Genomic DNA, 24,932 nt, shown 5'->3' with positions numbered 1-24,932 from the left:
GATGCGACCACGATCGGGAACAGTGATCGGATTTCAAGTTGCGGAATACTGGTCACCACTCGTGGCAATCTGCGGAACGCTCGGGGGCAGTACTGGTTTCGAAAATCGGATCCCGTCGTTCAGAACCAGAACGGGTGTTGAACGCGAGCGCTAGATTTCGGTCACGCGATCGTACTCGTCGTCGAGCGCCGCCGCGTCCTCGGGCAGCAGTGCCACGACGAGGAAGTCGGTGTGGGATTCGAAGTACTCGACCAGTGCCGCGATACGGTTCGAGTCGAGCGCTTCGAGCGAGTCGAGCAGCATGAACGGCACTTCCTCGTAGACTTCGTGGACCAGATAGCCGGCGAGCCCGAAGATCAGGCCGGTGACCTCCCGTTCGCTCTCGCTCAGGTGGTCGATCGTGTCCTCGTACGTGCTGCCGTCCGCCGTACTGCGGACGATGTGGAGGTCGAACGCCGTCTGCTCGACCTTCCGCCGGCCTTCGCGGACCGTCTTGCCGACGCGTTCGATCCAGATCCGGTCGATATTCCGGTACTCGAGCACCTCGAGTACGGCGTCCATGTGCTCGTTGAACGACTCGACGGCCTCGCGCTCGATCCGGTCGATCCGAGTGCGGAGTTCCTCGAGTTCGTCGCGAATCTCGTCGCGGCGCTGTTCGAGTTGGTCTTCGTCCTCGAGTGCGGATTCGATGTCCTCGATGTCGTCGGTCGTCGTCTCGAGGTCGCGTTCGAGTCTGCCGAGGGAGAACTCGAGTTCGTTCGCGCGGCGGTTGAGTTCGAGGAGGCTCTCTTCGTCGTCCTCGGTGTCGTCGTCGGCTTCGGCTTCGAGTTCGGCGGCCTCGGTTTCGAGGTCGTCGATTTCGCTCTCGAGTTCTTCGCGGCGATCGGTGAGGTCGTCGAGTCGGGCTTCGCGCTGTTCGATTTCGTCGGTGACGGAGTCGAGTCGTCGGTCGACGCGCTCGTGGCGCTGTCGCGTCTGGTCGATCTCTCGCCGTTCGCTGCGCAGCGATTCGATCTGGGATTCGAGGTCGTCGCGCTCGCTGAGTTTGGTCTCTTGGTGTTCGCGAAGGCGGTCGATCGTCGCTTCGATTTCGCTGCGCTGGACCTGGCTGCCGCAGGTCCAACAGCGGACGGTTTCCGCTCCGTCGTCGACTAGTTGGTCGGTGATCGCCTGGTCGGTCGACTCGGTGTCGTCGTTGGCCAGCAGCTGTCGGATCTCGGGGTGAGAGCCCTCGAGCATCTCCTCGTTGAACTGGACGATGCTCTGGAGTTGGCTGATAACCCCGTCGATCGACTGGGACTGGCGCTGGAGTCGGTCGATTTCGGCGTCGACTTCCTCACGGTCGAGTGAGTTGAGTGCAGGGAGGTCTTCCTGTTCGGCTTCGAGGTCGTCGCGTTCCTCGCGCAGGGCGGAGAGGCTCTCGCGTTCGGTTTCGAGGTCGAATCGGACGTCTTCGAGCGCGGAGCGACGCTCGCGGAGTTCACTGAGTTTCTCCTCGAGTTCGTCCTGGCCCTCCTGTTGGGTGTCCGCGTTCGCTTCGGCCTCTTCAATTGCCGCTTTGACGGCCTCGAGTTCGTCCCGTTTGTCCTCGATTTTCCCCTCGAGATCGGTGCGTTGCTGTTCGAGCGAAGGGAGGTCGTTCTTGAGGGAGTCGAGCCGATCGAGTTCGTTCGAGATTTCGTTTTTCTCGTCAGTTAGCCGCGAGATTTCGCGCTCGATCTCGTCGGTGTCGACCGGTCGAAGGATGATTTCGCGCAGGTCGTCTTCGGTCGTGACGGCGCGACGGGCCGGATTCGATTCCAGCAGGAACGCGTAGAGGTCGGCGAGCTCGGGGTCGTCGAGATACGGCTCGCCGTCGGTGACGACGGTGTTTCCCGTTCGTTTGAGCGTTCGGGTGTAGGTCTGGTCGTCGAGTTCGAGTTCGGCGTATCCCTCCTCGGCGTCGGCCTTGAGGGAGGCTGACGAGCCCCCGAGAGCGGCCATAAACGCCTGGAGAAGCGACGTTCTGTTTGTCGCGTTTCGTCCTGCAAGGACGGTAATCCCTGATTCGAGTTCGACTGTCGTCTCGTCGATCCCACCGATGTTCTGCGCCCGTAATCGTGCCTCATGGGCGACGGACTCCTGTGTAGCCATCATTCGAATTACTTCCTAGTCAGTTGATAAACCTTTGGAGGAATCTCGGCTCGTGGGCCGGGGGTGCGTCGGGTAATCGGTCGACTTCCTGACCGGCCATAAACGTCGTCAGTACAGATACTGAGTCCATAATAGAAATCATATTTATATTATCTGTCCGTCTCAGTTCGATTCTTGTTGGTCTGCTGTCTCCGTCAGTAGATTATATTCGAGTATTATGGCTGTATATGGGCAATCACCTCCGAAAAACTCGCTTTTCCATCATCAGATTACTACCGCCGAATATCATATATTATCCGTCATGTTCTAGTATCTATATTTATTGTGACTATTACTCTGTAGTGGAGGTAGCAATGGTATCGTTTCACACGTTGTGGCCATCACCGGTTCCCTGCCGGCGCGGGTTTATATAGGATACCGCAACCAGCGAGCCCATGGTTTCGGACCGCTCCCGCAGCCTGTCGCGACGCACCGCTTTGCACGGACTCGCCGTCCTCGCCGGGACGACGCTTGGCGGACTCGGAATCGGTACTGTCGGCGGTGCTCGCCCACCCCACACGACCGAGACGCCCGCCGATACGGAGCGCTACGTCGCCGTCGTCGACCGAATCGTCGACGGCGAGCACGTCGTGCTCCTGCTCGAGGAGGACGGACAGATCGTCGACCAACTGGTCGTTTCCAGATCGGAATTCGACACCGTCGCAGAGAGCGACATTCTGGTCGTCATCGTTGCAGACGACGAACTCATCGACTACCGTATCCTCCCCGAGCGCCCGTGTCGCGAGTCGAAAGCACCTGGCGAGGACGCCGACCCGGAGACCGCCCTACGATCGCACGCCGGAACTCGCTCGGACGCTACACGTGACTGCCTGTAAGCCAGTGTAGTTACCACTGTTCTTCGTATCGTCACAGCAGCAAACAGTGACAACGAACAGCCGCTAAACGATGAACGAATTTATGTATCGTCCGCCCGATACTGGATTCATGCGACTCTCCGAGAAAACCGTCGTCATCACGGGCGCAGCGGCAGGGATCGGCAAGGCAACCGCCGAACGGTGTGCGGCGGAAGGCGCACACGTCATCGTCACGGATGTCGACAACGACGGCGGCCGGGCCGTCGCCGACGAACTCGAGAACGCGGACTCGAACGGCACCGCTTCGTTCTACGAACTCGACGTGACCGACAGCGACCAGTTTCACGACGTGATCGACGACATCACCGAGACGCACGGACTCGACGTGCTCGTCAACAACGCCGGTACCGGCCACCCGGGCGGGAGCCTCGAAGAACTCGAGAACTCGATTCGAGACTTCGTCATCGACGTGAACATCAACGGGGCCTGGAACGGCTGTCACGCCGCGCTTCCCCACATGAAAGAACAGGGACACGGCTCGATCGTCAACGTCGGTTCGCTGGCGAGCATCCTCGGCTTACCGAAACAGGCCGCGTACTCGATGACGAAGGGAGCCGTCCTCAATATGACCCGTGCGGTCGCTGCCGAAGCGGGCCCGTACGGCGTCCGCGCGAACACTGTTTGCCCCGGCTTTACCGAGACGCAACTCCTCGATCAGTACCTGTCTCAGCAGGACGACCCCGAACGGGCCCGCGAGCAGATGGTCGAACAGTACCCGCTCAAGCGCCTCGCCGAACCCGAGGAAGTCGCGGACGCAATCCTGTTCCTGGCGAGCGACGAGGCGTCGTTTATCACCGGTCACGGCCTCGTCGTCGACGGCGGCTTTTCCGCGTAGGCCGACCGATCCGTCGAGCGCCCGCCGAGCGTGGGATCGGTACGGATTCCCCGATATCGCTCTTGTTGAACCGATCCTCGTCGGAATACACCTCACGTCCCTGCTCGCGCTACTCGTCGACGATCGCCCTCGCGCCACCGTCGGCTAGCTAACAGTCGGACTCGGCGCGTGGACGATCGTTCTCGTCTCCGCAGACGGCTTCTCGCTGCTCGGACTCTCGTAATTTTTCTGCCCGTCCTCGTGTCTCAGCCCGCCGCTATTGCTCGCGCACCAGTGCCACACTGGCGAGTTTGTCGCCCGCCGTCACCGTCGCCTCCTGTGTCAGCGAGTACAACAGCCCCTTCCGGTCCGCCGTCGCCGTCTGCAACACCTCGTACGTCGTCGGATCGTACACCGTTCCGAGTTCAGTGCCGGCCGAAACGATCTTGCCGAACTCGAGGGTGGGAGCGGGACGGAACAGCCCGGAGTCGTCGGCAGTGACCTGTCCGAGGTGGTTTCGGGCGACGGTTTGCTCGCGGCGTGGCGCGTTTCCGGGAAGCAGTCCGAGCGATCGACAGACGTTGAGCAACCCGTCGACGCCGGTTTCGACGGCGCCTTCGACGATCTGTTTGCTGTGTGCGAGTTCGGGTGTGATCGCGGGAACTCCCGCCTCGGCGGCGGCGACGCGGAGTTTGCCCGCGAAATCGCGGCGATGCCATTCTTCGGGGGCGTCCTCGCCGGCCTCCTCCGAGAGCAGGATGTCCGTTCCGAACGCTTTGGCGAGGTCTCGAGCGCGCTCATCGCCTTCCCGGTAGACGACGTGCGGAAGCAAATCGGGGCTCCCGGTATGGAGGTCGACGATGGCGTCGGCCCGGACGGCAAATCCCCAGAGGCGGGCGGCCATCCGTTGGTGGAGGCTGCCGTCGGCGTCGCCAGGCCAGACGCGGTTCATGTTGGGGTTGACGCTGTCGAACTGTTCCGGCGCGGTGTAGGAGACGCGGTCGAAGGTGAGCGGATTTGCGACGGGAACGGCGACGATCGTTCCGGACAGCGACTCGAGGGGCAACCGGTCGTGAAAGCGCCGGAGGGTTTCGGTGCCGTTTATTTCGCGGCCGTGCTGTGCGGCCTGGACATACAGTGTCGGGCCGTCCGCAGAGCCGCTGTAGGTGTGCACTGTCGTCGTGAGCGCGACGCCGGAGGGTAATCGTGCGAGCGTAACCTCCTCGTCGGTGTGCGTTTCGGGGCTCATAGAACTCTTGTACTGTCGTTCGACGGCTGGCGGTATGTAGTTGCGGCCGCCGGTTGCAGAGCGGGGTTCTGCTATCTACTGTACCGAGGAGCCGAAATCACCCGAGGACTGTGGCAGGTATAGTAACACCTGTAACAGTTCACACACCGAGCGCATAGCCATCGTGCGATCGGGTGTGCAGTGACTCGCAGTGGCTACGATCGTCCGTAGTCTGGTCAGTGGCGTGACTCTTACTCGTGAAAACCGATCCGGTCGTCTTGCCCGGCGCGATTATCGGAGATAACCGAGATCAGCCAGTCGATTCTCTACGTCATCATCGACCTCATTTGTCCCATCAGCAACCGGCTTTGGAGACAGCGAATCGAACGCCTCTGTAACGATCGTTCTCGAATCGCTCGAGTGCGATTCCACGGCGGCCTGGGCACTGATGCAGTCGACGGTAGCGACGTCCGGATCCGTCTCCCCACGTACCACGTGCTTCCGAACGGCACCGTCATCCCCTGTCGGTTCGTAAACCGCTTTCCACGGACCGAAATACGGTTCGGGTCGGTCGGGTCGGTCCTCCCTTCGAAGTCGTTCGGTCATCGTGAGGATCGGGCCGTCGAGGAGCGGGTCGTCCGATGGATCGGGAATACTAGCCGGTCCGTCTATAGCCCGCTCCATCGCTGCGGGAATATTGGTCAACGATGCAGGTGCCGTCTCGGTCCAGGACGCGTGTTGCTCCGGCCATTTCACCACCAACGGCACGTGCGTTATCTCCTCGTGGACGCCCCAACTGTGCGTCACCGCACGGCAGTCCGGGGCCACGAACGACCGCTCTCCGAATCCTTCGCCGTGGTCGCTCGTAATGACGAGAAGCGTCTCGTCTAACTCGCCGCGCTCTCGGAGTGTCGTTACAAGCTGTTTGACCACCGCATCTGCCTGTCGAATACCACCGTCGTAGAGCGATTCGAGCGCTTTGAGTTCTCCCCACGGCCGGCCGTTCGAGCCGTAATACTGGTCACTCAACGTCCGCCCGGCTAGTGACTCGTGGAGATCACGAATTTTCTCCCCGGACCAGTTATCGTATTCCGCCGTCGGAGTATACGGATAATGCGCATCGAGCACATTGACACACGCGGCCCACGGTCCGTCCCGTTCGGCTTCCCACTCGAGGAACCTGTCCGCAAATTCAGCACCGTCGGCTTTCTGATAGTCGTGCCATTTGGGATTGAACTCTCGGTACCCCCGCCAGAACGTATTCGCCAACGCACGCACCGGCTTCCCGGACGTGATCGCGCGCTTTAGATTTCCAGAAACACCTTCCAGCTCTTTCACGTCAGTCGGATCGAAGGCATCGAACAAGCGAGCATTTTCTATGTTTCCGAAATCGGGAGTCTCAACGGTTTCGAACGGTTCGAATAAGTTAGACGCGTTTGCGATAACGTAATTCGGGGTGAACAACCCCGTCTGATACTCGTACTCCCGTTGCAGTCTGGTCCAAATTGTTGCTTCGGGGGAGAGTCGCCCCTCGTGTTCTGTGACGTTGTGCTCCGGAACGTGAAGCCCCGTCCAGATACTCGCGTGACTTGCGACGCTATGAATGCTCGGCGCACGCGCCTGTCGGTAGACTGTCGCCTGCGCAGCGAACTGTTCTAGCGCGGGAGTTGTACGGTTGTAATGGCCGTGAAGACTCGTATTCTTTGCCCGGACTGTGTCTAAGATAACAAGTAGAATATTGGGTTTGTCGCTGTCCGATTCCATCTTTGATATTCCTCAGCATCGCAACGGAACCGAATAAATTCTTCCCTTGTGTGCTATTTATAGAACTACACCACGATAATAAGCGGCTGTCGGCTTTCAATGGCTACTAGAGACGACCGACCGCTTCCCGAAATATCCCGGATCACACTGGCGAAGACCACTACCGTTTTCACGCGTCCCATCGTCGCCGACGTATGGGCAACGTTACTGCGACCCTGCACACGAACCGCGGCGACATCGAGGCTGAACTCTACGACGACCGTGCCCCGCGCACCGTGGACAATTTCGTCGGCCTCGCAACCGGCGGCAAGACCTGGACCGATCCCGAGACGGGCGAGGAAATCGAGGGCGAACCGCTGTACGACGACGTGGCCTTCCACCGCGTCATCGAGGACTTCATGATTCAGGGCGGCGACCCGACCGAAACCGGCCGCGGCGGTCCCGGCTACCAGTTCGACGACGAGTTCCACGACGAACTCCGTCACGACGACGAGGGGGTTTTGAGCATGGCGAACTCCGGCCCGGACACGAACGGCTCGCAGTTCTTCATCACGCTCGACGCCCAGCCCCACCTCGACGACCGCCACTCCGTCTTCGGCAAGGTCACCGACGGGATGGACGTCGTCCGGGAGATCGGCAGCGTCGACACGGACCGAAACGATCAGCCCCAGGAAGACGTCGTGCTCGAGTCGGTGTCGATCGACTACGAGTAACCTGCGCTGCACTCGAAAGACGATCTTCCGTTCTACAGGTCACCGCTTGACAGCACGCTTGGAGCCGATATCTCGGCGAGAGTTGCGTTCGACATCGAGCGTGAATACCGAATCCGTCGCTCGGCTCCCGACACACACCACCCTCGGAGCGGAGACGGTTTTAGGATGGTTCGACCCGTACCGATACTATGGGCTGGACAGCCGCCGATATTCCCGACCAGTACGGCCGGACGTTCGTCGTCACCGGCGCAAACAGCGGCCTCGGTCTCGAGACCACGCGTGAACTCGCCCGCAAGGGTGCAACCGTGATCATGGCCTGTCGAAGCGTCGAGCGCGGCGAGGAGGCGGCCGACGACGTTCGCGACGACCTCTCGCGCCTCGAGGGCGACCTCCGCGTCGAACAGTGCGACCTCGCGAGCCTCGACTCCATCCGCGAGTTCACAACGCGACTCGGCGACGAGCGACTCGACGTGCTCGTTAATAACGCCGGCGTCATGGCGGTTCCGCGCACGGAGACCGAGGACGGCTTCGAGACGCAGTTCGGCGTCGATCACCTCGGACACTTCGCACTCACCGGCTTGCTGCTGGACAACCTCCATCTCGACGACGAGGCGGATTCGCGCATCGTCACCGTCTCCAGCGCCGTTCACGAGAGCGGTGACATCGACTTCGACGACCTGCACCACGAGGAGTCCTACGACCGCTGGGAGGCCTACGGCCAGGCGAAACTGGCCAACGTATTGTTCGCATATGAACTCGAGCGCCGGCTGCTTACCGCAGACCTGAACGCGAAGAGTATCGCCGTCCATCCGGGGTATGCGGCCACGCAACTCCAGATTCGCGGCCCCGAGCAAAGCGGGGACCGGCTCCGAAAGCTCGCGAGTCGCATCGCGAATACGCTGGTGGCGCAGTCGGCCGAACGGGGCGCGCTTCCGCTGTTGTACGCCGGGACTGCGCCGGACGCCGAGGGCGGCGCGTACTACGGTCCCGGCGGGCTCGCGAACATGCGCGGCACGCCCGAACGTCAGGCCTCTTCGGACCGGTCCTACGACCGTGAAATGGCCCGCCGTCTCTGGGATGTCTCCCGCGAGTTGACCGGTGTGACGTACGACCTCCCGCGGCCGGCGGCCGAGCGCGTCTCATCCTGAGAACCCGCGGTGAGCGTTCACCTCGCGACCGAATCGGTCGCCGGGTACCGCGCAACCCGGCCTCGGTGAACCGCCCCGGACGGCTCGCGACGAGTTCAGGATCGAACCTGACGCGGCTCGAGAACTCGCTTCGGAAGCGCGTTCGGCACCCAACCGTAACGCGAAAGGTGACGCAGTCGAACAGTCGTATAATGACCGACGGCGATGAGAACGGCGGCGAGATCCAGCGCGCGAGCGATGTCGGCTCGGCCGATGCGCCATCGATCGAGGAAAAGCCCTACAAGATCATCTTCGAGGCCAACAAGTGCTTCGGGGCCGGCAAGTGCGCCGAAGTCAGCGACAACTGGGAGATGTCGCTCGCTTCGGGGATCGCCAAACCGAACACCTACTTCATCGACGAGGCGGACCTGGATCACAACGTCCGCGCCGCGGAGGTCTGTCCGGCGAAGAAAGACGAGGGGTGCATTCACGTCATCGACCGCCGGACAGACGAGGAGATCGCGCCGGACCCGCACGGGGACGGGACGTTGAGCGTCGACTGGTAACCGAGACCGGGTTTCGATCGGGCGATTCGGTCGACGCACACCGAAACGCACATTGTAGCGGGGCGGATATCCCCGAGTGCGCTTTTGCGCGAGGGTAGCCAAGCAGGCCAACGGCGGTGGGCTTAAGACCCGCTCCCGTAGGGGTCCGAGGGTTCAAATCCCTTCCCTCGCATGCTGACTCGAAACCAGTGAGGGCCGCGTATGCGAAACGGAGATGAGTCCGTGACTGGTTATGAGCTCACGAGTCCAGATCCGTTCCCAGTTGGGAGTCACCAAACGGTGAACTGTGCTCGAGTACTCGGCCATAGCGCGCTAGAACGCGGGAGCGCCGCTAGAACGGGTACTCTCGCGGCTCGCGCTGGACCGATATCCACTTCGTCGTCGTGAGTTCGTCGAGGATCGAGTCGCCGTTGTAGCGGCCGACGCCGGACTGTTTCATGCCGCCGAAGGGGACGTGGGGTTCGTCGTTGAGCGGCTGATCGTTGATGTGGACCATGCCGGTTTCGATCTCGTCCGCGATCGTGCGGGCCTGCTCGAGATCCTCGCTGTGGACCGAGCCCGAGAGGCCGTGGATCGTGTCGTTCGCCAGTTCGATCGCCTCCTCGTCGCTCGAGTAGGAAATCACGGGAGCGACGGGGCCGAAGTGCTCGTTTTCCGCTGCAGCCATATCGTTATCGGCGGCAGAAAGCACCGTCGGCTCGACGACGAGTTCGTCGTGATCGCCGCCGGTTTCGAGCGCGGCTCCCGCCTCGATCGAGTCGTCGATGTACGCGACGATCTGGTCGCGCTGGCTCTCGTCGATGATCGGGCCGATGACGGTGTCGTCGTCGGTCGGATCGCCGGCGGGGAGACTCGCCGCGCGGTCGGCCAGGCGCTCGACGTACTCGTCGTACAGATCCTCGTGGACGAGGTGGCGGTTGATCGAGATGCAGGCCTGGCCCTGGTGGAGGAACGAGCCGAAGACGCCGCCGTCGACGGCCCGGTCCAGGTCGGCGTGCTCGGTGACGACGTGGACGTTGTTGCCGCCGAGTTCGAGGGCGGGCAGCGCACAGGTTTCGGCGGCCTGGCTGGCGACGTGCTGGCCGACTTCCGTCGACCCCGTGAACGCGAGCACGCGGGGGATTTCGTGGCCGGCGACCGCGTCGCCGATGTCGGAACCGGAGCCGGGAACAACGCTGAGCACGCCCTCGGGAAGCCCGGCGGCTTCGAAGATGCGCGCGAGCAGCAGGCCGCCCGTGATCGGCGTGTTCGAGGCGGGTTTGAGGACGACGGCGTTCCCGGCTGCGATGGCGGGCGCGACGGCGCGCATCGAGAGGTGCAGCGGGAAGTTCCACGGCGAGATGACGCCGACGACGCCGACCGGCACGCGAACGGCGGTGTTCTCCTTGCCGGGGACGATCGACTCCGAGTGCTGTCCCGCCATCCGGAACGGGTAACTCGCCGCCTCCTGCATCATCCCGCGGGCCGTCTGGAGTTCGGCGTTGCCCTTGACCCGCGTGCTCCCGGACTCGCGGGCGAGCAACGCCAGGATCTCCTCGCGGTTCTCGCGAATGAACTCGAGGGCTGCGGTTACGACCTGTGCACGTCCCTGTGGCGGCTGTTCGGCCCACGACTCCTGGGCCTCGGCGGCGGCTTCGTAGGCCCGGTCGACGTCATCCGGCGTCCCGGCGGGAACGGACGCGAACTCCTCGCGCGTATAGGGGTTCTCAACTGTGATCGAATCGCGGTCGCCCGGTGCTGTCCACTCGCTGGCGAGGTACAGCGCGTTCCAGCCGAGTTCGGAATCGGGACGCAGTGGTCGTTCCGTCATGGGGTGTGATTTGCTACCAGACACGAAAAGCGAGCAACCAGCAACTGCAACCGTGCACTCCGTTCGGGGACGGCGAACACTCGATCCGTTCGACCTGCAGAGAGTCGAGACCCGATACGAACTCGCGTTCGGTGACTGCCGCGCGAGCGGCCCATAGCGGACAGCAACAGTCACGAGCGAACCGGTAATCGCAGTCACCACCGTTCACAGCCGAACGGATGGCGACCGCTACTGCTGAGCGTGAAAGAGGTACATCGTCGCGGGACCGAAGACGACGACAAACACCGCAGAGAGGCCGAGAACGATGATAACATCCCCAGCCGTGGCGGTACCGTGCATCAGCCCGCGCATCGCCGTGACCAGGTGACTGACGGGGTTGATCGAGACGAACGCCTCGAGCCACCCGGGCATCGTCCGCGGATCGACGAAGACGTTGCTGATGAACGTAAGCGGGAACAGGATCAGCATGCTCACGCCCATGAGCGACTCCGGCGTCCGCATGATGAATCCGAGCGCCGTCCAGATCCACGACAGGCTAAACGAGAACACCAGCAAGAGCGCGACTGCCGAAATCACGCCGATTGCGCCGCCCTCCGGACGGAACCCGAGCAGCAGGCCGAGTCCGATGACCATCGTCGAGGCGATCGTGTACCGAACGGCGTCCCCGAGCAGGGCACCGACGATGACCGACGGCTGCCAGACCGGCATCGTTCGGAAGCGATCGAAGACGCCCTCGTCGATGTCGTCGTTCAGCGTGACGCCGGTGTAGATCGTGATGAACACGACCGTCATGGCCAGGATTCCCGGCAAGAGTTCCTGGAGGTACGCGCTCGTCGAACCGGCGAGCGCGCCGCCGAACAGGTAGGTGAACAGAAGGAGGAACATGATCGGGAAGACCGTCACGTCGAACAGTTGCTCGGGGACGTGCTTGATCTTCAGGAGCGCCCGCCAGCCGAACGTGAGCGAGGCCGACACCGCACTCGGCCGCGGCGGCCGCGGACTGTCCGACACCGCCGCGTGAAGGGTGTCAACGTCGGGATCCGGCTGCCGAGCCGGATCCGAGTTCAGTTCCGTCTCCGCGGCCGTTGGCGACCGTTCGGCGGTCATTCGACTCCCTCCTGGCGCATCCCGTCGTCCGTCGTCGCGTCCCGATCCGCACCACCGCGCGTCGGCCGATCGGTCACTTCGAGGAAGAACTCGTCCAGACTCGGCTGGCCGAGCGTGAACTCGGTGACTTCGATGCGCGATTCTGCGAGCGCGTCGAGCGCCTGGGTGACGCGATCGGGGTCTTCGATCCGAGCGGAGAGGGCCGCCGGATCGGACTCGAGTTCAACTGGCGCGTCGAGGACTGAGGTCAGCACGTCCCTGGCTGCGTCGCGGCACTCGGGGTCACGCAACCGGACCGACAGGACGCCGGAACCGACGGATGCCTTGAGCTCGCCGGGCGTACCCTCGGCGATGATCCGTCCCTCGTCGATGACGGCGATCCGGTCGGCTAACTGGTCGGCTTCGTCCAGGTACTGCGTGGTCAGCAAAACGGTGGTTCCGTTGGCGACCAGCGCGCGGATGATGTCCCAGACCTGGTTTCGGTTCCGCGGGTCGAGTCCGGTGGTCGGTTCGTCGAGAAACAGGAGCTCCGGCGTGACGACGATGCTCGCTACGATGTCGAGACGGCGGCGCATCCCGCCGGAGTAGGTCTTCACCTGTCGCGTCGCCGCCTCGGTCAGCCCGAAGGCGTCGATGAGTTCACGCGTGCGCTCGGCGGCCTGCGCTCGGGAGTAGCCGAGCAGGCGAGCCAGGAGGACGAGGTTCTCGCGGCCGGTGAGATCCTCGTCTACCGAGGCGAACTGGCCGGTCATGCTCACGCGACGACGGACTGCGTCGCCGTCGGTCGCAACGTCGTGACCGAACACCCGCGCCGTGCCCGCATCGGGTTGTAACAGCGTCGCGAGCATGCGAATCACGGTCGTCTTGCCGGCCCCGTTGGGACCGAGAAGCCCGTAGATGCCGCCGGCCGGGATGGCCAGGTCGATGCCGTCGACGGCTTTCGTCTCGCCGAAGTGTTTGACGAGGCCCGTCGTTTCGATGGCGAGAGGGTGCTCGCGTTCCGGTTCCGTTTCGGTCGCGGTCTGCGCTGTCGCCGCAGTATCGGTCGGATCGGTTCCATCGGTCGTGCTACGAGTCCCTCGATCTCGTTGCCGGTCGTCAGTTACCGACGCGGCTCCGTTGCGGGTTGAGACCGTCGAGGTCGTGCCGGCACTCGAGTGACGCTTGCGATCGGCGGCGTTCGTCGGTGACGTGCGTTCGGTCATCCGACCCCCTCCGTTTCCACGAGTCGGGGCCGATTTCGGGCGAAGCACTCCGCTGTCGTCGTTTTGGGATGGGTAGAACGATTCATACGCGCTCCTCAATGTGGGTACAGTTCGCACACGTATGAACCTGCGCCAGGCGGAGTGAAAGTGATAAAACGAGGCGCTGCAATCCGCCACATTCGGGTGGCACGGCCCCTGTCTGTTCACTTTCGCTCCCCCGACAAAATCGCCGGCCGGAGACGGTTCCCGACCGATCGAGTTCAGTCACTCGCCGTCCGAAACGACAGGTCGAGCGACGGCGCGGAGTGGGTAAGTGACCCCATGGAGATCACGTCGACGCCCACGGCGGCGTAGTCGGCGACGGTTTCGAGCGTGATTCCGCCGCTCGCCTCCGCGAGAACGCCCTCGTACTCCGCGAGCAGCGAGACGGCCTCGCGTGTCTCCGCGGGGGACATGTTATCGAGCAGGACGATATCCGCCCCGGCTTCGGCGGCCCGGGGCACGTCCTCGACCGTTTCGACTTCCACGTCGAGTTTCGTCGCGAACGAGGCCCGCTCGCGGAAGTGCTCGACGGCACCCTCGAGCCCCATCTCCGCAATGTGGTTGTCCTTCACCATGACCATGTGCGAGAGGTCGAGCCGGTGGGTGTCGCCGCCGCCGGCCACCACGGCGCGCTTCTCGAGTCCGCGCAGGCCGGGCGTGGTCTTCCTGGTCGCGGCGATTCGTACGTCGTCGGATTCGGTCCGCGCTTCCGCGACGGCTCGGTTCGTTCGCGTCGCGATGCCCGAGGCGTGGCCGGCGAGGTTGACGGCGACGCGCTCGCCGCGGAGCACGTCGCGCGCCTCGCCCTCGACGGCGAGGAGTTCGTCGCCGGTATCGACCCGTGTACCCGCCTCGAGTCGGTCCGTCACGGTCGCGCCGATGAACGCGAAGACGGCCGCCGCGGCTTCGAGTCCCGCAACAGTGCCGGCTTCTTTGGCAACGAGTTCACCGGTCGTCTCGCCGGGGACCTGGTTCGTCACGTCGTGGTGGCCGACGTCCTCGCGGAGCCAGCGTTCGATTTGTGCGTCGGTGATCATCGGTGCTCAATCGTTCGCCGTCTGTTCCGGCGCTGGCTCGTCTTCGACGACGGAGTGACACCCCACCGACTCCGGATTCTCGCCCGCGGCGCGCGCGATCAGCAGCGCCACGACGCAGGCGTTGCGAAGTTCGTACAGGTCCCGCGCCGTCCGGGTGCGGATGTAGGCGTCCACCTCGCCCTTGAGCCGCCGAAGGACGGCACCCGCGCGAGCGAGTTCGCCGGGGTCGCGTTCCAGCCCGAGGAACTCGTCCATCGTCCGCTGGAGGCGTGCGAACTTCTCGGCGGCGAAGCGCTCGGGGAGGTCGGGGTCGCGATTGCGCAGGTCGGGCGCTTCGACGACCTCGGGTTCGGCTCCGGCCGCATCCTCGCCGGCCCGCAGCCCCCAGACCAGCCCCTCCAGCAGGCTCGTACTCGCCAGTCGGTTCGCGCCGTGGACACCCGTCCGCGCGCACTCGCCAACGGCGTAGAGCCGGTCGAGCGACGTGCGCCCGCGGTCGTCGACCGCAACGCCGCCACAGAGGAAGTGCTCGCAAGGCGCGACGGGAATTTCGTTGCCGTCAATCCCCCGGTCGCGACACTTCTGGGCGATGCCCGGGAACTCGTCGCCGAACTCGAGCGGGCTCACGTCGAGGACGACCTCGCCGGTCGCCTCGCGCTCAGTTTCGACCGCGCGGGCGACGACATCCCGCGGCCCGAGTTCAGCGTCGGGATGGTAGTCGGGCATGAATCGCTCGCCGTGGGCGTTCCGGAGGAGCGCGCCCTCGCCGCGCAGCGCTTCGGAGAGCAGGAACGGCTCTTTGCCCGCGTACGCGGTTGGGTGGAACTGGACGAACTCGAGGTCGGCTACGTCCGCGCCGGCCAGCGCGGCCATGGCGATGCCGTCGCCGGTGGCGTCGTCGGGGTTGGTCGACTGACCGTAGAGCGCGCCGATGCCGCCGGTTGCGAGGATCGTCGTCCCGGCGTAGATCGGCGTACCAGTTGCTTTTTCGTCGCTGACGACGCCGTGAACGCGGCCTTCGTGAGTGATCAGTTCGAGCGCGGCCGTGTCCTGTCGCACCTCGATGCGCTCGTGATCGTCGACGTGATTCAGGAACGGGCGCAGGATGTGGGTTCCCGTCGCCGCGTCGACGTGGAGGATACGCCGCTCGGAGTGGGCCGCCTCGCGGGTGTAGTCGAGTTCACCGGCGGCCGTCTCGTCGAACTCGATGCCGAGGGTGTCGATGAGCACGTCCTCGACTGCCTCATCGGCGGTTTCGACGAGGACGTCGACGGCGTCGGGGTCGGCGGTGTCGTCGCTGGCTGCGATGATGTCGTCCGCGAGCGCGGCGGGGTCGCCGCGGGTGGTCGAGATGCCGCCTTGCGCCCAGTCGGTGCTGGCGTCGTCGGGTCGCTCGGCTTTGGTCAGGAGCAGGACTTCGGCACCCGCGCGGGCCGCTGCGAGGGCGGCCGAACAGCCGGCGATGCCGCTGCCGACGACGAGCACGTCCGCGGTTTCGGGATTGTCGGTAGCTGTCATTGGTACAGTCGTTAGATGTCGAGCATTCGGTCGAGTGCGACCGTCGCGAGTTCTTTTTCGTCGGGCGCGACTTCGATCACGTTTCGTTCGCGGCCGGCGACGAGTTCTTCGAGCACCCAGGTGAGGTAGTTGGGGTCGATCTGGCGCATGGCGTTGCAGTCCATGCAGGCGTCGCCACAGAGCGGGAGGACGTTCACCTCGGGATGCCAGCGCTGGAGGTGGTTCGTCAGGTGGATTTCGGTGCCGATGGCCCACGTCTCGCCGGGGTCGGCGGTGGCGACGGTCTCGCAGATGGTTGCCGTCGAACCGACGCGGTCGGCGGCCGCGACGACTTCGCGTCGGCACTCGGGGTGGACGACGACCCGCGCGTTCGGATGCTCGTCGCGAACCCGGTCGATGTGATCCGTGCGGAACCGCTCGTGGACCTGACAGTAGCCGTCCCAGAGGATGATGTCGCTGTCTGCGACTTCCTCGGCGTCCTTGCCGTCGGGATCCCAGGGGTCCCACTCCGCGATGTCGTCTTCCATGCCCAGCCGGTGGGCGGTGTTCTCCCCGAGGTGCTTGTCGGGTAGGAACAGCACTTTGTCGCCGCGTTCGAACGCCCACTCGAAGGCGCGGTGGGCGTTCGAGGAGGTGCAGACGAGGCCGCCCTGACTCGCACAGAAGGCCTTCAGATCGGCGTAGGAGTTCATGTACGTGATCGGGATGATGTCGTCGTCCGGCGCGGCCGCCGCGATTTCCGCCCAGGCGGCGTCGACCTGCAGCGCTTCGGCCATCCCGGCCATCGGACAGGATGCCTCCATGCTCGGGAGGATCACCGTCTGGTCGTCGTCGGTGATGATGTCCGCGCTCTCAGCCATGAACGTCACGCCGCCGAAGATCACGTACTCGGCGTCGGCCTCGGCGGCTTCCTTCGAAAGCTGGTAGGAATCCCCGACGAAGTCCGCGTGCTCGACGATTTCGCGCCGCTGGTAGTTGTGCCCGAGAATGACGACGTCGTCGCCGAGTTCAGCGAGCGCGGCGTCGATGCGCTCCGTTCGTTCGCTCTCTTCTAGATTCCGGTACCGTGGTGGAAGCTGTTCGAGCGAGTCGTATTTGAACAGACTCAGATCGGTTTCCAGCTCCGTTGTTTCCATCGTGACCATTGTGTCTCCCAGTAGGTATACTAGCCACATACCGAGCTATTGAATAAGTTTTTCCTTCAATATCCTATATTGGTGTCCGATCGACGTTTGATGAGGCGATTGCGGATCCTCTCGTCGTCCATCACGAGCGGTAACACGTTCGGGATGCAGACTCTCCCGTCCGACGGCACGATTCTTTTCGGCACCAGCCGTCGTAGGTCGACCGAACGATGGAACTCGAACTCGAGACGATCCTCGACGAGTTCACCCGGCGCGACTGGGAGCGCGAGCCGGTCGAGGGAACGGTTCGGCTCGCGATCGTCGGCATCGGCGATTTCGCGCGTAATCGGGCGATTCCGGCCATCGCCGAGAGCGAGTACTGCGAGCCGACGCTGCTGGTCACCGGCTCGCCCGATCAGCGCCGGTTGGTGGCCGAAACGTTCGAGATCGGTCACGTCATCACCTACGACGCCTTCCTCGCGGGTGCCCACACCGAGGCGTACGACGCGGTCTACGTCGCAACGCCGAACGCGCTTCACGGGCGCTACGCGACGGCTGCGGCTGACCTCGGCACCGGCAAACACGTCATCTGCGAGAAGCCGCTCGAAACGACGCCCGACCGCGTCGAGACGATCATCGATGCCTGCGACGACGCCGGCGTGACGCTGATGACGGCCTATCGCCTCCAGACCGAGCCCGCCGTCCGCCGCACGCGCGAACTCGTCTCCGCGGGCGTTATCGGCGACGTCGTCCAGGTTCACGCCGGATTCTCTCACCCGCTGTTGGCCGCGACTGGCCCTGATACCTGGCGGCTCGATCCTGAACTCGCCGGCGGCGGCGCGCTCGTCGACCTCGGCATCTACCCGCTGAACACGACGCGGTTCGTCCTCGGCCGCGATCCGACGGGCGTGTACGCGACGACGGCCTCGAACACCGACTCCGTTGCAGTCGACGAACACGTCACCTTCCAACTCGAGTTCCCGACCGACGCGACCGCGTCCTGTACCGCGAGTTTCGACGCGCACGCGAACAGTTGGCTCGAACTGATCGGAAGCGGCGGCGTGATTTCGATCAGATCTCCGTTTGGCGGGGTCGTCCCCCAGGAAATCGTCGTCGAGAGCGGTGATGTTCGCATGGAACACACCGGGCCGCCGGTCGACGAGGTCCGCGAAGAGTTCGATTACTTCGGCTATTGCGTGCTCACTGGCGCGACGCCAGAACCCGACGGCGCGGACGGTCTCATCGACACCCGTGTGATCGAGGCGGCCTACGAATCGGCAGAGACCGGCTGTCGCGTCGACCTCGAGTGAGGCGGCTGCCGGACGCCATCCGAACAGGATCTCCGGCACGTTACTAGATGGGGGACGAATAGAACGGCGGATAGCAAAACACAACGGGACGATATCGCCAGCACCTGCTCGCTACAACCGCGCCGGCGCGAGTTCATCGATCGTCGTCTCGGTCACCGAACTCGACGCCGGCTCCGGCACGACGATGATCGGACGGTCGATACCGGTCTCCGCGAGGAGCGTCCGGAGGTGGTCGCGGGCTTGCTCGGGCGTTCCGGCGACGCCGAGGTCGGCGAGCATCTCGTCGGTCACCGCCGCCGTCGCCTCGCCGGTGTCGCCTCGCCGCCACGCTTCGGCGATTCGCTCCGCCTCGTCGGGGAACGTCATGGAGACCGCGCGCCGATACCCGTCTCCGCTGCCGACGTAGTAGGCGATGTGCTGGCGGAGGGTGTCGCGTGCTTCCTTGGGGTCCTCGCTGACGGCGGACGGGACGTACGGGGCGATCGTGATCTCGTCCGGGTCTCGGTCGCGCTCGCGCGCGGCGTCCGCGACTTCCTCGAACGCCTCGTCGAGGTGCGAAAACGGAATGTTGTGCGGGATCCAGCCGTCGCAGAGGCGGCCGACGACGCGGCGGTTCGCCGGGCCGAGACCGGCGTGGTAGATCGGCACCGGCGCGTCGAGCGAGGGAAAGTCCGCGGCCGACAGGAGTTCGCCCTCGTAGGAGACGGGGTCGCCGTCGCCGGCGGTAAACCGCCGGATCAGCTCGATCGTCTCGTGGGCGCGCCGAACGGGCCGATCGAACGAGCGCCCGTGCAGGTCCTCGACGGCCTTCGGCGTGCTCGTCCCCAGCCCGAGCGTGAATCGGCCGTTCGACGCTCGCGAGAGCGAGGTGGCGGTCATCGCGAGGACGGCCGGCGTTCGGGAGTAGACGTTCAAAATCGCGCTGCCGAGTTCGATCTCTTCGGTTCGGCAGGCCATCTCCGTGAGTTGGACGACGCCGCTCGCTCCCCAGAGCTCGCCGACCCAGACGGCGTCGTACTCGCGTTCTTCCGCGCGGACGGCGACGTCCGCCTGATCGACCTCCCCGAACGACGTTACCATGAGTCCAACGTCCATGGTCGGTGGATACACGCGTATTGATAAAAGAGTCCCCGGTCGCACGAGTCGACCGTATCACTCTGTTGCGAGTATCACTGCCGCGAAACAGATGTGAGACACCGCCGGCGTTCAGACAACCATCGCGACGGTCATCCACCCGCCGATGAGGAGCAAGAATGCGCTAATGGCGAGCCAGGAGAGGTACTGCTTCGCGAGCAGGCGAGCCGCCCCGTCCTGCGACGAATCGGAGACGACGAACGCCGGCGACTCCGGACTCTCCTCGATGACGGCGCTGATATCGCGCATCGTCTCTCGCGCCTCAACGTCGTATCGCGACTGCCCGAAGACGTAGGCGTCGTCACCCGGTTCGAGCCGCCGCTCGTGGTACTTCCGGTCGTTGCCCGTCGCGAGTTCGACGACGCCGAGGTCGAGGGAGGTGTTCTCGGATTCGAGGTCGGATTCGGTTTCGAGGAACCGGCGGATCGGCTCCGGTTCGGGATCGCCGCCGTCGACGTCGGCGGTGACCGCGGTCGAAAGCGCCAGGTCGGCACCGGCGGGATCGACGCGGACGCTCGCCGTGCGATCTTCGAGTCTGAACGGGACGGCAGCGGCTCCCTCGTCGACGGTGTTCCACGACGAGTTCTTCCCGCTGGACTGGAGTTCTTCGACTTCGAACTCGTAGGCGAGACACGGCGTCTCGCTCAGCGGGGCGGTCACGGTTCCGTCGAGTTCGGTTGCGGTGCCCTCGATTTCGATCGGTTCCTCGGCGCGTTCGACGGCGATCACGTCGGTGGTATCGCCGCGGTAGACGTGGTAGGCGGGGCGCAACTGCAGCCCGGTGTATGCGAGGGCGATGACGCCGACGAGGAAGAGGGCGGGTCCGAGCATCTCTCAGTTGGATCTCTCAACTTGACACAATAACGGTAGCGGTTCCGGGCGCGTGTCGGGTTCGAGTTTCGCGCCCGAACGCTCGGTCCTATTCGCGCCGAAGCGCCTCGATCGGGTCGACCCTGGCGGCTCGCCAGGCCGGATAGAGGCCGGAGACGACGCCGACGCCGATCCCGACGGCGGCGGCGATGGCGATCCAGTCGACCGGGTAGACCATCGGCCAGTCGACCAGTTGGACGCCGAGGTAGCCGACGCCGAGTCCGAGGGCGATCCCGAAGACGGCCCCGATCAACCCGAGCACGACCGCCTCGACGAGGAACAACTGCATGATGTCGCGCCTCGTCGCGCCGACGGATTTCATGACGCCGATCTCGCGCGTTCGTTCGGTGACGCTGACGATCATGATGTTCGCGATGCCGATCGAGCCGACGACGAGCGCGATCGCGGCGACGGCGGCGACGAAGCCGGTCAGCTGATTGACGAGGTCCATGAACTGGTCGATCGTATCCTCTATCGTCTGGACCGCGATGTCCTCATCGTCCTGCTTCAACTCGGCCGCGTGGGAGTCGTCCTGGAGGTAGTCGGTCACGGCCTCCTGCGTCGGATCGAGTTGTTCGAGGCTCTCCGCACCCACCTGCAGCGACGGATACGCGCGTTCGGTCTCCCCGTCGGGCGTCTCTATCGTCGTCGTGTAATGCGCCTCCGCGGGGAGATACAGCTGCGGCGGCGTCTGGCCGCCGAGTTCACTTTCGGTGACGCCCGTCACCGTGACCGTCGTCGTTTCGCCGTCCTCGAACGTGAGCGTCAGCTCGTCGCCGGCCGAGAGGTTCTCCTCGAACGCCTGACTCGCCTGTTCGTTGATTACCGCCTCGTTTGCGGCCGCGCCGTCGAAGGCCTCGCCGTCGACGAACGTCGAGAACTCGAACGAGTCGGCCGTCGTCGCTTGTACGTCGACGACGCCGGTCACCTGCTCGTCGTCGGTCCCCGTCTGGATCACGTCGAGCGGCCCCTGCGGCGCGACGAACTCGACGCCGTCGATTTCCTCGAGCGCCTCGATGTCGCTCTCGGTGTATATCGGCGTCTGTACCGTCAGAATGCCGAACCCGTTCTCCGGTTCGGATTGAGTCTGGACGACCATCACCGGTTCCTGATCGGCCTCGATGTCCCCGACGATACTCTCGGAGAACCCGGAGCCCAGGACCATGAACGTGATCACCGCCGCGATGCCGATGATCACGCCGAGGGTCGTCAGCGTCGACCGAAGTTTGTGGGACGTGATCGACCGCCAGCTAATCCGCAGACTCTCACGGAGGTTCATGTTCGGACGGGCGCTTGTGTGAGCGCATCCCGCCTCGCTACGGCCACGAGCCAGTTAGTGGTTTCAACCGGTTGCCGACGGTGTCTGTCTCGCGAGCGTACTACTGGAGTCCGGTCGCCTCTTCGCGGCCGTCGAAGACGAGTTCACCGTCGACGATCGTCATCGCCACGTCGATTTCGTCGATCCGCTCCGGGTGCTCCCACGGGGAGTCCTCGAGCACGACGAAATCTGCCCGCTTGCCGACCGCGACGGTGCCGAGGCGATCCTCGTCGAAGCCGGCGTAGGCACCGCCGCGAGTGTAGGCCCGAATCGCCTCGGTGACCGAGAGCCGCTGTGACTCCGTCGGCGCGGTAACGGCGTGGTGAATCCCCAGCAGCGGGTCGAGCGGCATGCAGTCCGACCCGAACGCGAGCGGGACGTCCGCCTCGAGAACTCGGCGGAACCGGTTGGTCCGCGTCCGGCGCTCCTCGCCGAGTCGCTGCTCGTAGAGGCCGCCCTCGTCCGCCCAGCGGTGGAAGTTCGGCTGCATCGAGGCGACGATCCCCGCGTCGGCCATGCGAGCGAGTTGGTCGTCGGTCGCGAGTTCGGCGTGTTCGATGCGGTGGCGCGCGCCGTCCGGATCGGCGGTGGTTTCGAGCAGCGAGAGGGTTTCCTCGATGGCTTCGTCGCCGATGGCGTGGATCGAGAGCTGGCGGTCCGCGGCGTCGGCGCGGTCGACGATGGCCGCGAGGTCGTCGGGGTCGACGACCCACTGGCCGCGATTGGCGTTGTCGCTCGCGCCGTCCTCACTCTCGTCGGCATCAACGGCTGCCGCGTCCTCATTCGCGCCGACGTACGGCTCGAACACCTTCGCCGTCTCCCCGCCGAAACTCCCGTCGGAGAAGGACTTGATCGCACCCACGCGGACGAACTCGTCGCCCGCGTTCGTCGGGAGGCCGACGGCCGCGAGATCGTCGAGGTAGTCGCTCCAGTAGTTGATTCGAACGCGCAGCGGAAGCTCGCCCGCGGCCGCCAAGTCGCGGTAGGCGTGGGCGGCCGTCGAGCGCTGGACCATGTCGTGGACGCCGGTGACGCCGCGGGAAACGGCGTCCTCGGCGGCGGCCGCGATAACCTCTCTCATTGCTGCGGGGCCGGCGGCGACCGCGTCTCTGAGAACGCCAACCGCATCCTCGACGACGACACCGGTCGGCTCGCCGTCCGCGAAGCGAACGTCGCCCTCGGGGAGGTCGTCCCGGAGTCGGTCGAGGGCGACCGAGTTCAGCGAGGCCGTATGCACGTCGACCCGGAACGCGGCCACGGGTCGCGTCTCGCTCACCCGGTCCAGATCCTCGCGCGTGAGGTAGTCCGTCGCGTCCGCCCACGTGCTCTCGTCGTAACCGAAGCCGAGGTGCCAGTCATCGGGTTCGGCACCGCTTTCGCCGTCGCTCCCGGCACCGCCGCCGGTCCGCGGGCCGTCCGCCTGCGCGGCGAGCGCGTCCAGGGCCGCCGCCCGGCTCTCGACGGCCGAGAGATCGGCGTGGACCAGCCGCTCGCCCAGGTGGTCCAGGTGCGTGTGCGCGTCGATGAACCCCGGCAGGACGGTGCGGCCCTCGCAGTCGATCACCGTCGTCTCGACGCCCTCGAGGAACTCGATTTCGTACGCGTCGCCGAGACGGACGAGTTCACCGTCGCGGATCGCGACGGCCTCCGTGACGGTATCGGGGTCGGTCAGGCTGTGAATCTCCCCGTTCGTGAGCAGGAGATCGGCGGCTTCGGTCATGGTCGTCCTGAGGGGCCACGCCGACAAAGAACTCGGTGGTTGTCGGTCCGACGAGGTGTCCGTCGTCCGCTCGATGACCAGTGCCGCTTCCCGTTCTCCGATCCCTGCTCGTTCCCCGGACCGCCGCGCAGACAATCAGCAACCCTTAGGACGCATCGCCGTCTCCACCAACGCATGACCACAACCGATCCGGACGCCCTCGCCGACCGCGTGCAGGACGGCGACCTCCGCATCCACGAACTCAAGGACCACGCCGACCCCGACACCGCAGCCGAGGCCCGCCGCACGCTCGTCGAACGCGAAACCGACGCCGACCTCAGTACTGTCGGCGACTACGCCTTCCCCGCCGAGCAGGCCGAGTCAACCATCGAGAACATGATCGGCGCAGCCCAGATTCCGATGGGCATCGTCGGTCCCGTCCCCGTCTCGGGCGGCGCGGCCGACGGCGAGCACTACCTCCCCATGGCGACGACCGAGGGCGCGCTCCTGGCGTCGGTCAACCGCGGCCTCTCGGTCATCCGCGACGCCGACGGCGCGGACGCCCGCGTAACGAAAAACGGCATGACCCGCGCCCCCGTGTTCCGCGTCGACGGCGTCGCCGAGGCCGCCGAGACGGTCGAGTGGGTCGACGACAACGTCGACGCGCTCCGGGAGGCCGCCGAATCGACCACTAGCCACGGCGAACTCCTCGCGGTCGACACCTACGTCGTCGGCGATTCCGTCTACCTCCGGTTCGCCTACGACACCAAAGACGCGATGGGGATGAACATGGTCACCATCGCCACCCGCGAGGCCTGCGAACTCGTCGAGGCCGAAACGCCCGCCTCGCTCGTCGCGGTCTCAGGAAACCTCTGTTCCGACAAAAAGCCCGCCGCCATCAACGCCGTCGAGGGCCGCGGCCGCTCCGTCACCGCCGACGTCGTCATTCCGGGTGAACTCGTCGAAGAACGCCTGCACACGACCGCCGAGGCCATCGCCGAGGCGAACACGCGCAAGAACCTGACCGGCAGCGCCAAGGCCGGCAGCCTCGGCTTCAACGCCCACGCGGCCAACGTCGTCGCCGCCGCCTTCCTCGCGACCGGCCAGGACGTGGCCCAGGTCGTCGAAGCCGCGAACGCGATCACGACGATGGAGGCCCGCGAGGCGACAGCGTCGCCTCGGTCCGACGAAGGGCGAAGCCGCGAACGCGAGGACGGCACCACCGACCTCTACGCCGCCGTCTCGCTCGCCTCCCTCGAAGTCGGCACCGTCGGCGGCGGGACGAAACTCCCGACGCAGGCCGAAGCCCTCGACGTTCTCGGCCTCCGCGGCGGCGGCGACCCCGCCGGCTCGAACGCCGACGCCCTCGCCGAGATCATCGCCGTCGGCGCGCTCGCAGGTGAACTCTCCCTGCTCGCGGCGCTTTCCTCGCGCCACCTGGCGAGCGCTCACGAGGATCTCGGTCGATAACGGACAACCAGCAGTACCTCTCCCGAGCG

20 protein-coding genes and 1 tRNA gene are annotated in these 24,932 nt (G+C 64.9%); 8 read left to right on the top strand and 13 right to left on the bottom strand.

Annotation, left to right across the window (positions count from 1 at the left end; genetic code table 11):
• Positions 1-150: 150 nt before the first annotated feature.
• Positions 151-2,133 (bottom strand): archaea-specific SMC-related protein, encoded by a 1,983-nt coding sequence (locus C480_RS05985; RefSeq protein ID WP_006664725.1) that lies wholly within the window; start codon positions 2,131-2,133, stop codon positions 151-153.
• Positions 2,134-2,567: 434 nt separating this feature from the next.
• On the opposite strand from C480_RS05985, the gene C480_RS05980 reads away from it, so the two are divergent.
• Both C480_RS05980 and C480_RS05975 read left to right on the top strand, forming a co-directional pair.
• Positions 2,568-3,008, top strand: coding sequence for a hypothetical protein (locus C480_RS05980; protein ID WP_006664724.1), 441 nt, complete (start codon positions 2,568-2,570; stop codon positions 3,006-3,008).
• Between the two features lie 109 nt (positions 3,009-3,117).
• Entirely contained in the window at positions 3,118-3,882 is a 765-nt protein-coding gene (locus C480_RS05975) for an SDR family NAD(P)-dependent oxidoreductase (RefSeq protein ID WP_049903351.1), read from the top strand.
• A gap of 256 nt (positions 3,883-4,138) precedes the next feature.
• Here the strand turns inward: C480_RS05975 and C480_RS05970 are convergent, their stop codons facing one another.
• Positions 4,139-5,110, bottom strand: a complete 972-nt coding sequence (locus tag C480_RS05970) for a succinylglutamate desuccinylase/aspartoacylase family protein (protein WP_006664722.1) — start codon at positions 5,108-5,110, stop codon at positions 4,139-4,141.
• A 270-nt stretch (positions 5,111-5,380) separates the two neighbouring features.
• Positions 5,381-6,853, bottom strand: coding sequence for a sulfatase-like hydrolase/transferase (locus C480_RS05965; RefSeq protein ID WP_006664721.1), 1,473 nt, complete (start codon positions 6,851-6,853; stop codon positions 5,381-5,383).
• Between the two features lie 194 nt (positions 6,854-7,047).
• Between C480_RS05965 and C480_RS05960 the strand changes: the two genes are divergently transcribed.
• The 4 genes from C480_RS05960 (at position 7,048) to C480_RS05945 (ending at position 9,431) form a co-directional block, all read left to right on the top strand.
• Positions 7,048-7,566: a peptidylprolyl isomerase gene (locus tag C480_RS05960; protein ID WP_006664720.1), complete on the top strand. Its 519-nt coding sequence runs from the start codon at positions 7,048-7,050 to the stop codon at positions 7,564-7,566.
• Between the two features lie 188 nt (positions 7,567-7,754).
• Entirely contained in the window at positions 7,755-8,714 is a 960-nt protein-coding gene (locus C480_RS05955; RefSeq protein ID WP_006664719.1) for an oxidoreductase, read from the top strand.
• A 191-nt stretch (positions 8,715-8,905) separates the two neighbouring features.
• Complete coding sequence (locus tag C480_RS05950) at positions 8,906-9,259, top strand: ferredoxin (RefSeq protein WP_006664718.1); 354 nt, start codon at positions 8,906-8,908, stop codon at positions 9,257-9,259.
• 88 nt (positions 9,260-9,347) lie between these two features.
• Positions 9,348-9,431: transfer RNA gene (locus tag C480_RS05945), tRNA-Leu, on the top strand.
• A gap of 159 nt (positions 9,432-9,590) precedes the next feature.
• Here C480_RS05945 and C480_RS05940 read toward each other — a convergent pair.
• From C480_RS05940 to nadA, 6 genes are all read right to left on the bottom strand, one after another.
• A complete protein-coding gene (locus C480_RS05940; RefSeq protein ID WP_006664717.1) occupies positions 9,591-11,069 on the bottom strand; it encodes an aldehyde dehydrogenase family protein in 1,479 nt (492 codons plus the stop codon).
• Positions 11,070-11,297: 228 nt separating this feature from the next.
• Positions 11,298-12,176 carry an ABC transporter permease gene (locus C480_RS05935; protein ID WP_006664716.1) on the bottom strand — a complete coding sequence of 293 codons (879 nt, stop codon included), beginning with the start codon at positions 12,174-12,176 and terminating at the stop codon, positions 11,298-11,300.
• A complete protein-coding gene (locus C480_RS05930) occupies positions 12,173-13,381 on the bottom strand; it encodes an ATP-binding cassette domain-containing protein (protein ID WP_006664715.1) in 1,209 nt (402 codons plus the stop codon). Before C480_RS05930 ends, C480_RS05935 begins: the two co-directional genes overlap by 4 nt.
• A 260-nt stretch (positions 13,382-13,641) precedes the next feature.
• Positions 13,642-14,460 (bottom strand): carboxylating nicotinate-nucleotide diphosphorylase, encoded by an 819-nt coding sequence (gene nadC, locus C480_RS05925; protein WP_006664714.1) that lies wholly within the window; start codon positions 14,458-14,460, stop codon positions 13,642-13,644.
• A gap of 6 nt (positions 14,461-14,466) precedes the next feature.
• The gene (locus C480_RS05920; RefSeq protein ID WP_006664713.1) at positions 14,467-15,978 is read right to left on the bottom strand and encodes an L-aspartate oxidase; all 1,512 of its coding nucleotides are present in this window, start codon (positions 15,976-15,978) and stop codon (positions 14,467-14,469) included.
• 11 nt (positions 15,979-15,989) lie between these two features.
• A complete protein-coding gene (gene nadA / locus C480_RS05915; protein WP_006664712.1) occupies positions 15,990-17,123 on the bottom strand; it encodes a quinolinate synthase NadA in 1,134 nt (377 codons plus the stop codon).
• Positions 17,124-17,332: 209 nt separating this feature from the next.
• On the opposite strand from nadA, the gene gfo6 reads away from it, so the two are divergent.
• Entirely contained in the window at positions 17,333-18,412 is a 1,080-nt protein-coding gene (gene gfo6, locus C480_RS05910; RefSeq protein ID WP_006664711.1) for a D-xylose 1-dehydrogenase Gfo6, read from the top strand.
• A gap of 111 nt (positions 18,413-18,523) precedes the next feature.
• Here the strand turns inward: gfo6 and C480_RS05905 are convergent, their stop codons facing one another.
• The 4 genes from C480_RS05905 to C480_RS05890 form a co-directional block, all read right to left on the bottom strand.
• Positions 18,524-19,507 carry an LLM class flavin-dependent oxidoreductase gene (locus C480_RS05905; RefSeq protein ID WP_006664710.1) on the bottom strand — a complete coding sequence of 328 codons (984 nt, stop codon included), beginning with the start codon at positions 19,505-19,507 and terminating at the stop codon, positions 18,524-18,526.
• Between the two features lie 111 nt (positions 19,508-19,618).
• A complete protein-coding gene (locus C480_RS05900) occupies positions 19,619-20,377 on the bottom strand; it encodes a GIDE domain-containing protein (RefSeq protein ID WP_006664709.1) in 759 nt (252 codons plus the stop codon).
• 88 nt (positions 20,378-20,465) lie between these two features.
• A complete protein-coding gene (locus C480_RS05895; RefSeq protein ID WP_006664708.1) occupies positions 20,466-21,695 on the bottom strand; it encodes an ABC transporter permease in 1,230 nt (409 codons plus the stop codon).
• Between the two features lie 100 nt (positions 21,696-21,795).
• Positions 21,796-23,454, bottom strand: a complete 1,659-nt coding sequence (locus C480_RS05890; protein ID WP_006664707.1) for an amidohydrolase — start codon at positions 23,452-23,454, stop codon at positions 21,796-21,798.
• A 174-nt stretch (positions 23,455-23,628) separates the two neighbouring features.
• On the opposite strand from C480_RS05890, the gene C480_RS05885 reads away from it, so the two are divergent.
• Entirely contained in the window at positions 23,629-24,903 is a 1,275-nt protein-coding gene (locus tag C480_RS05885) for a hydroxymethylglutaryl-CoA reductase (protein WP_006664706.1), read from the top strand.
• Positions 24,904-24,932: the final 29 nt, after the last annotated feature.

Source organism: Natrialba aegyptia DSM 13077 (assembly GCF_000337535.1).
Lineage (GTDB): Archaea > Halobacteriota > Halobacteria > Halobacteriales > Natrialbaceae > Natrialba > Natrialba aegyptia.
Note: the sequence above shows the minus strand (reverse complement) of the source record. Positions and strands in the feature narration are given on the sequence as shown.

Coding starts and splice junctions, on each gene's coding strand:
- C480_RS05905 (WP_006664710.1), bottom strand. CDS start 19,507: ATGGACGTTGGACTCATGGTAACGTCGTTCGGGGAGGTCGATCAGGCG.
- C480_RS05920 (WP_006664713.1), bottom strand. CDS start 15,978: ATGACAGCTACCGACAATCCCGAAACCGCGGACGTGCTCGTCGTCGGC.
- C480_RS05930 (WP_006664715.1), bottom strand. CDS start 13,381: ATGACCGAACGCACGTCACCGACGAACGCCGCCGATCGCAAGCGTCAC.
- C480_RS05935 (WP_006664716.1), bottom strand. CDS start 12,176: ATGACCGCCGAACGGTCGCCAACGGCCGCGGAGACGGAACTGAACTCG.
- C480_RS05895 (WP_006664708.1), bottom strand. CDS start 21,695: ATGAACCTCCGTGAGAGTCTGCGGATTAGCTGGCGGTCGATCACGTCC.
- C480_RS05960 (WP_006664720.1), top strand. CDS start 7,048: ATGGGCAACGTTACTGCGACCCTGCACACGAACCGCGGCGACATCGAG.
- gfo6 (WP_006664711.1), top strand. CDS start 17,333: ATGGAACTCGAACTCGAGACGATCCTCGACGAGTTCACCCGGCGCGAC.
- C480_RS05970 (WP_006664722.1), bottom strand. CDS start 5,110: ATGAGCCCCGAAACGCACACCGACGAGGAGGTTACGCTCGCACGATTA.
- C480_RS05985 (WP_006664725.1), bottom strand. CDS start 2,133: ATGGCTACACAGGAGTCCGTCGCCCATGAGGCACGATTACGGGCGCAG.
- C480_RS05950 (WP_006664718.1), top strand. CDS start 8,906: ATGACCGACGGCGATGAGAACGGCGGCGAGATCCAGCGCGCGAGCGAT.
- nadA (WP_006664712.1), bottom strand. CDS start 17,123: ATGGTCACGATGGAAACAACGGAGCTGGAAACCGATCTGAGTCTGTTC.
- C480_RS05975 (WP_049903351.1), top strand. CDS start 3,118: ATGCGACTCTCCGAGAAAACCGTCGTCATCACGGGCGCAGCGGCAGGG.
- C480_RS05955 (WP_006664719.1), top strand. CDS start 7,755: ATGGGCTGGACAGCCGCCGATATTCCCGACCAGTACGGCCGGACGTTC.
- nadC (WP_006664714.1), bottom strand. CDS start 14,460: ATGATCACCGACGCACAAATCGAACGCTGGCTCCGCGAGGACGTCGGC.
- C480_RS05965 (WP_006664721.1), bottom strand. CDS start 6,853: ATGGAATCGGACAGCGACAAACCCAATATTCTACTTGTTATCTTAGAC.
- C480_RS05980 (WP_006664724.1), top strand. CDS start 2,568: ATGGTTTCGGACCGCTCCCGCAGCCTGTCGCGACGCACCGCTTTGCAC.
- C480_RS05900 (WP_006664709.1), bottom strand. CDS start 20,377: ATGCTCGGACCCGCCCTCTTCCTCGTCGGCGTCATCGCCCTCGCATAC.
- C480_RS05885 (WP_006664706.1), top strand. CDS start 23,629: ATGACCACAACCGATCCGGACGCCCTCGCCGACCGCGTGCAGGACGGC.
- C480_RS05940 (WP_006664717.1), bottom strand. CDS start 11,069: ATGACGGAACGACCACTGCGTCCCGATTCCGAACTCGGCTGGAACGCG.
- C480_RS05890 (WP_006664707.1), bottom strand. CDS start 23,454: ATGACCGAAGCCGCCGATCTCCTGCTCACGAACGGGGAGATTCACAGC.